This is a genomic window from Paracoccus sp. SSK6 (assembly GCF_039770665.1).
In the GTDB taxonomy this organism is placed as follows: domain Bacteria; phylum Pseudomonadota; class Alphaproteobacteria; order Rhodobacterales; family Rhodobacteraceae; genus Paracoccus.
This window is the reverse complement of the sequence record NZ_JBDPNJ010000028.1, coordinates 25,895-32,300: the sequence shown is the minus strand read 5'-3', so window position 1 is coordinate 32,300 and position 6,406 is coordinate 25,895. Positions and strand designations below refer to the sequence as shown.

Annotated in this window: 6 protein-coding genes and 1 pseudogene; 2 read left to right on the top strand and 5 right to left on the bottom strand. The window is 59.1% G+C overall.

The window, feature by feature from the left end; translation table 11 throughout:
- Positions 1–96 precede the first annotated feature (96 nt).
- Positions 97–1,633 (bottom strand): IS3 family transposase gene (locus AAIL68_RS14475; protein WP_347140458.1). Its coding sequence is split into 2 segments (ribosomal slippage): positions 97–1,078 and positions 1,077–1,633, totalling 1,539 coding nucleotides; the frame shifts between segments, so codons are not numbered across the junction.
- Here AAIL68_RS14475 and AAIL68_RS14470 point away from each other — a divergent pair.
- Positions 1,632–1,799, top strand: coding sequence for a hypothetical protein (locus tag AAIL68_RS14470; RefSeq protein WP_347140457.1), 168 nt, complete (start codon positions 1,632–1,634; stop codon positions 1,797–1,799). The two genes, AAIL68_RS14475 and AAIL68_RS14470, sit on opposite strands and share 2 nt — an antisense overlap.
- 113 nt (positions 1,800–1,912) lie before the next feature.
- Here the strand turns inward: AAIL68_RS14470 and AAIL68_RS14465 are convergent, their stop codons facing one another.
- The 3 genes from AAIL68_RS14465 to AAIL68_RS14455 all read right to left on the bottom strand — a co-directional run bounded on the left by AAIL68_RS14465 (position 1,913) and on the right by AAIL68_RS14455 (position 4,845).
- Positions 1,913–2,038 (bottom strand): hypothetical protein, encoded by a 126-nt coding sequence (locus AAIL68_RS14465; protein WP_347140456.1) that lies wholly within the window; start codon positions 2,036–2,038, stop codon positions 1,913–1,915.
- Between the two features lie 56 nt (positions 2,039–2,094).
- Entirely contained in the window at positions 2,095–4,302 is a 2,208-nt protein-coding gene (locus tag AAIL68_RS14460) for an EAL domain-containing protein (protein WP_347140455.1), read from the bottom strand.
- 141 nt (positions 4,303–4,443) lie between these two features.
- Positions 4,444–4,845, bottom strand: a complete 402-nt coding sequence (locus tag AAIL68_RS14455) for an MFS transporter (RefSeq protein WP_347140454.1) — start codon at positions 4,843–4,845, stop codon at positions 4,444–4,446.
- On the opposite strand from AAIL68_RS14455, the pseudogene AAIL68_RS14450 reads away from it, so the two are divergent.
- A pseudogene (locus tag AAIL68_RS14450) lies at positions 4,828–5,435 on the top strand (IS3 family transposase); the annotation flags it as partial. The gene AAIL68_RS14455 and the pseudogene AAIL68_RS14450 sit on opposite strands and share 18 nt — an antisense overlap.
- Before the next feature lie 77 nt (positions 5,436–5,512).
- On the opposite strand, the gene istB reads toward AAIL68_RS14450, so the two are convergent.
- Entirely contained in the window at positions 5,513–6,355 is an 843-nt protein-coding gene (gene istB / locus AAIL68_RS14445; protein WP_347140453.1) for an IS21-like element helper ATPase IstB, read from the bottom strand.
- Between the last annotated feature and the right edge of the window lie 51 nt (positions 6,356–6,406).

The window sequence follows — 6,406 nt, the reverse complement described above, 5'->3', positions numbered from 1 at the left end:
ATTGAGTTCGTGCAGGTCCGGCACGAGGAGATGGCCGCCTGTTAATTTCCACCCAGAAGTGACCCAGGGGGGGTGCGGACAAAAACTGGACTGTTTTCACGTCATAAGGCCGAGGCTTTTACGGTATTCGATCGGGCTGCGGCCACCAAGTGACATCTTGATGCGCGTTTCGTTATACCAGCGGATGTAGGCATCCACGGCGTCGATGAACTGAGCTACGGTGAAGGCTCGCCAATTACGCGGATAAAAGAACTCGGTCTTGAGGCGGCCGAAGAAGCCTTCGCATGCGGCATTATCTTGCGAGCTCGCCTTGCGCGACATCGAACGTTTGATCCCCGCTGCGTTTACACGCTCCAGCCAGCCAGGCCAGCGATAATGGCCTCCCCGATCACTGTGGATTATAGGCCGCTCTTTGCTGTCTGTGATGGTCTCCAGTGCTGCATCCAGCATGGTGTTGGCGAGACCCGCGTCCGGTTTGGTCCCGATGGCCCAACTGATGACCATGCCGTCGAAGCAATCGATGATCGGAGAGAGATAGACTTTGCCCGCGCGTATGTGGAACTCGGTGATGTCAGTCAGCCATTTCTCATTTGGCGCGAGAGCATGGAAGTCACGGTTGATGATGTTCTCCGGCGCCGGGCTGATCTCGCCCAGATATGAACTGTAACGCCGCCGCCTGGGCTTTGGGACGGCCAAAGCTTCCTGTTTCATAAGACGCCGGACCACCTTCTCGGAGACCGAGATGGAGTACCTCGTGAGAGAGGCGGCGAGCCGGCGATAGCCGTAGCAGCGATGGTTGCTTTCGAAGATGTCGACCATAGCACGGCGCACCGGAAGATACTTATCTTCGAGAGTGATACGGGCGCGGTGGTAGAAGTACGAGCTCCGTGCCAGCCGTAACCGCATCAGCAGCGCCGATGGCCTATACTGATTTTTTAGAGCGACGATCAGCATGGTCTTCTCCCGATTGCTCAGGCTTTGCAGGTCGCCGCCAAGATCCTTTTTTATCAGTTCGCTCGCGGTCTTGAGCAGGTCATGCTCAATCTGGAGTTCGCGGATATCGCGCTGCAAAGCCGCGCTGACGTTCCAGTTCTTCAATCCCTGAATCCAGGGCAGCACTTTTCTTGCGTCTCATCGTGGCAGGAGCCTCCGCGCCAAGGAGCTGGTTTTTCCAGGCATAAAGTGTCGGCCGGCTCACTCCGACCTTTTTCGCCAAAGCCTCCGCACTTTCTTTTCGGCAATAAAGGCCCACCACAGCAGCCTGCTTCACGGCAGCAGAATGATCACCTGGCCCACGTGTCCCGGTGGAGACCGTCCTGGTCTTAGGGAAAGCTTCGCGCACCCATGCCGTCAGCGTAGCTCGGCCGGGATAGCCTAACGCACGCATGGTCCATGAAATGCAGCGCCCGTGGCTGGCATAATGTTCTAGCGCAACCTGCTTCTGTGCTTCCGAGAATTTGGCCGGGCGCGGGGCCGATCCTATCGGCAAATCCTGACGGGGCTCGTATTCGCGATACCAACCCATCAAGGTATTCTTCGTCGGATATCCCAGCTCGCGGATGGTCGCCCGCACGCGCTTGCCGAGCTTGATGTAGAGCTCGACCGCCCTCATCCGCTCTTCGTAAGTATGCATGAACTATCTCCTCGATAGTCCAACTTTTCGTCCGCACCCCCAATGCCTGCAGGAGCTCATCGCAGACATCCGCACCTGGGAGGGCGGGATCCGCGAGTTCCTGCATGACGAGCAATGCGAGCCCGACGTCATCGAACGCATCATGGCCGACGAGAGCAGGCGCTGAGGCAAGACGGTCCTCGGCGTAGCCTTACCACACACGCGGACAATGGCCGGTTCAGCTTAGCAATGGCAGGAGGGGGCGGCGTCGCGCTTACCGATGCCCGAAAAAGGCGATTGTCAGCTTTTCGCTCGGGGCAGCCCGGTCGCGAGATGGATGACCAGCGCCGCGGCGACATCAGCCAAGGACAACCTTTCCAACAGACGCTGGCTTGGGTCTCCGAACAGCAGAAGCAGCACCATCATCGCCAGCCGCTCGACCGTATCTGTCCGGTGAGGCCGCGGCGGCTTCAATCTACCGGCTAAATGGGAACTGGAGATGATGGGGGTCTTCCATCTCGAAGAAGTTCCTTGATCTGCTTCGGCTCCATCGGGCTGCTTAACAAGAATCCCTGAAACGTTTTGCATCCCATGGAGGCGAGCAGACTGTGCTGGGCCTCGGTCTCTACACCTTCAACGGTGACGGAGATACCAATGGCTCTTGCCAATCCGAAGATTGCCTGAACCAGGCGATCGGATTCCTCATCCTTGCCGAGGCGCGCGACGAAGGTTCGATCAATCTTGACGCAGTCGACCCGATGGTCGCGCAAGTACTGCAAAGACGAGTTGCCGGTCGCAAAATCGTCCAGAGCGATCGCGACTCCGATACTCCGAAGCCGTGCGAGGGTATCCGCGATCTCGCGGCTTTTCTCGATTACTGCCTTCTCAGTCAGTTCTAGCTCAAGCCGCTTGGGAGCCAGTCCAGAGCTTTCGAGTGTTCGCAAGACCATCGGTACGAAATCGGGATTTCGCAACTGCAACGGAGACACGTTGACGGCGATCTTGGCAAGGTTTTCTTCGACTGCAAAGTGACAGGCCTTATCCAGCACCCATCGGCCAAGTTCGTCGATTAACCCCCGCTCTTCAGCAACAGGGATAAAAATTTCAGGGGATAATGCGCCATGCACAGGATGATCCCAACGGCACAATGCCTCGGCGCCAGTCACTTGCCCCTCTTCGTTAAAGAAAGGCTGATAAACCAGTTTTAACCCGGAGTCGGACTTAAGCGCTGCGCGCAAAGCGTTCTCGATTTCGCTTCTGTACAGTGCAGGTTTCGTCAGGTCCTCTTCAAACAAGCTAAAGCGGCCTTTTCCTTCACTCTTAGCGCGATAAAGTGCCATATCCGCCCGTTGGACCAGTTCGTCCGGATCAGTTTGCGCCGACCCGGTTATCACCGCACCCACGCTGGCACCGACACAACCGGAGTGTCCCAACAGCACATAAGGGCGTGACAGTTCGTTCACGATCCTTGTGCAAACTCGCTGCAAGGCGTTTTCGTCCGTCATGTTGCAGAGAACGACCATGAACTCATCCCCTCCGAACCGCGCAACCGTATCCCCTGCTCGCAAAAGTTCGGTTAACCGGCCGCCGACTTGTCGGATCAGCTCGTCTCCGGCCGGATGGCCGAGAGAGTCGTTGATCAGCTTGAACCCGTCCAGATCAACAGCCAGAAGAGCCACGGACTGGCCACTTCGACCCGAGGCATGCAAGGCCTGCGCAAGCCGGTCATGAAACAAAGCCCGGTTCGGAAGACCAGTCAGTGCATCATGGTTAGCGAGAAACCGAGCTTGTGCCTCGCTCACCTGCAACTGCTCTGACACCCGCACCAAGTGTCGAGTGATCAACCAGACCAGAAGCGCGATTGCCAACCCGCTCGCGAGCAGCACTGGCAGCATTCTCATGAGAAGTTGCATCCCCGGCCGATCAGGTTGCCAAACCAGCCAAACAATAATTTCGCCAGAGGGAGCGGTCAGCGGTACACCCGCAAGTCCGCTTGCAGGAGGAGTTTCCCTGAATGCTACTCCATGAAGTTCAATTGGCTGTCCGATCTGTTGAGCAAAATCTGCGTCCGCATAGCGCACCGCAACATGGAGCCACTCCGTGCCAGGCATCTGCACGATCTCTCCGCTGTCGGAAATGATAGGCACGACACTGACAATCGCTACACCAGTGTCGATCTGCACGGGAGCCACGAGCGATACTTTGGCAAGCTCCTCATAAGGGTTTTCCAAACCTTCACTGACCCTGTCCATGGCTGAACGAAGTTGCGTCACGAGCGGTGCAATGACCTCAGCCCGCTTCCCATAGGCATCAGGCGGCAGACGTGTTCCCGCGATCGACGCGAAGACCGGCCTGTTCGAGTGATCGAGAATATAGCTTTCACTATGCCCGAAATAGTCCTGCATCCAAGCGCCGAGATTTGCATCTATCCACTCGTGATCACGGGCCTTGGTCTTAAGAACCGCGTCGTCCCAGATTGACGCGCTTTGCTGTTCGTCGGCTAGGCGAGCGATCTCAGTAGCGAGATTGTGCTTCGCGAACCGCTCCTGCCTGGCCAGAGCGTTTGTGTCTGCCGTGCTAATCGCGTTGTGGCCGACAAGTATAAGGCTCAGCAGCACCACTGTCGGAATGATGAGCAAGGAGCCAAGAATTTGCGCCGATAGCGATTGTCGTCCGTTCAAGCTCGTCAAGATGGATCTCCGGCATTCACAGCCTCCTTATATGCAACCGGCGGATGAAGACAGAGTTCGGCGATTAATAATCTTAAACAGTTTACGGCGGTCCTGCACAAACCATAGGACCCACGGAAATGATCGGCGAAACCGGAAAATTCAGACGTGACGCGCCAATCCGACGCGCCAGGACCACCACTCAGCCAGAACTCCGCCAAGCACCAGGCCGAAGCTGGCCGAGATCCCGGCGGCGGCGGCGTAGTAAGCAACCGCGCGGGTCCGCTCGGGGCCTGCGGCGAAGTTGCCTTGCAGCAGGGCAAGGGTCGAGGGCGCAAGGATTGCCGATCCGACCCCTTGGGCCGCACGGGCGCCGATGATCCAGGCCGGAGACTGCGCGAGGCCGATCAGCAGCGATGCGGTGGCAAAGACGCCGGGCCCCGTGACGAACATCCGCCGGCGCCCGAGGATGTCGCCTGCTTGGCCTGCCCTCTGAAAAGTGGTCCTCCCTGAAGTAGGCTTTCGAGCCAGATGGAGGACAGAAGGATGCCCCAGAAGAAGCACAAACCCGAAGAGATCGTCGCCAAGCTCCGGCAGGTCGACGTGTTGGTGTCGCAGGGCCAATCGGTAGCCGAGGCGGTGCGTTCGATCAGCGTGACCCAGTTCACCTACTACCGGTGGCGCAAGGAGTTCGGCGGGCTGAAGAGCGACCAGGTCAAGCGGCTGAAGGATCTCGAGAAGGAGAATGAGCGGCTGCGCAAGGCCGTCTCCGATCTCACGCTCGAGAAGCTCATCCTGCGTGAGGCTGCCTCGGGAAACTATTGAGCCCCGCCCGCCGCCGCCGTTGCATCGACTATGTCCGGCAGAAGTTCTGCGTTTCGGAACGTCTGGCCTGCCGGGTGCTCGGCCAGCATCGCTCCACACAGCGGAAGGTGCCGCGCGGTCGGGCCGATGAAGAGGCGCTGACCGCCGACATTGTTGCGCTCGCCGGCCAGTATGGCCGCTACGGCTATCGCCAGATCACCGCGCTCCTGCGCGCAGCAGGTTGGGGGTAAACACCAAGCGCGTCGAGCGGATTTGGCGGCGGGAGGGGCTGAAGATCCCCGCAAAGGCAACCGAAGAAGGGAAGGCTCTGGCTCAACGACGGGTCCTGCTGTCAATGGCAGCGTCGGAGTCCTCAAAACGGGCAAGGTAAAAATCCTCAGTTGAGCGGGGCCGGGTATCAACCGGGTCAATGATTGGCAGCTCCATTTTTGAGACTTGGTGGACGTCCGCGGCGCTTGGGCGGCGGTGGCGGAGCAATCCGCGCGTTTGCTCGAACATGCTCGGGGATCAGATCAGCATGGGCGCGGAGCCGATAGCTGGCGCCTTCTATCTGGATGACCACGGCATGATGCAGCAGGCGGTCCAGCAATGCTGTTGCGACAACCGGATCCCCGAAGACCTCGCCCCATTCGGCAAAGCCGCGGTTCGAGGTCAGGATCATGGCGCCCTTTTCATAGCGGGCATTGACCAGTTGAAAGAACAGGTTGGCGCCGCCGCGGGTGATGGGCAGATAGCCGATCTCGTCAACGATCAGCAGAGCTGCCCGGGCATAGAACCGGATCTTTTCGCTGAGCCGTCCCTCGCGCTCTGCGCGCGACAGGGCCTCGATCAGTTCGGCCAAGGTGGCGCGGTAGACCGTCCGCCCGGCCTTGACCGCCGCAACGCCCAAGCCCGTGGCTAAGTGACTCTTTCCGGTGCCCGGCGGGCCAAGGAGATGGACGACCTCGGCACGTCGAAGGAAGTCCAACTGGGCCAGCGCGGCGATGCGCTCGCGGTCTAGAGAGGGTTGAAAGCTGAAGTCGAAGCTTTCCAGTGTTTTGATCGGCATCAGCTTTGCGGTGCGCAGGGCCACGTCGATCCGGCGACTTTCACGGGTGCTGTATTCTTCGCTCAGCAATTCGTCGATGGCTTCGACGGCGCTGATCTGCCCTCGCTCGAGCTGGGCCAAAGTGTGATCCAGGGCCTCGAGCGCCCGCGGCATTCTCAACCCGATCAGCGCCCCGCGAATGCGGTCCAGAACGTCGCTCATCCCCTGGAACCTTCCGCCGCCATGCGTCGCCCGACGGCATCGTAGAATTCC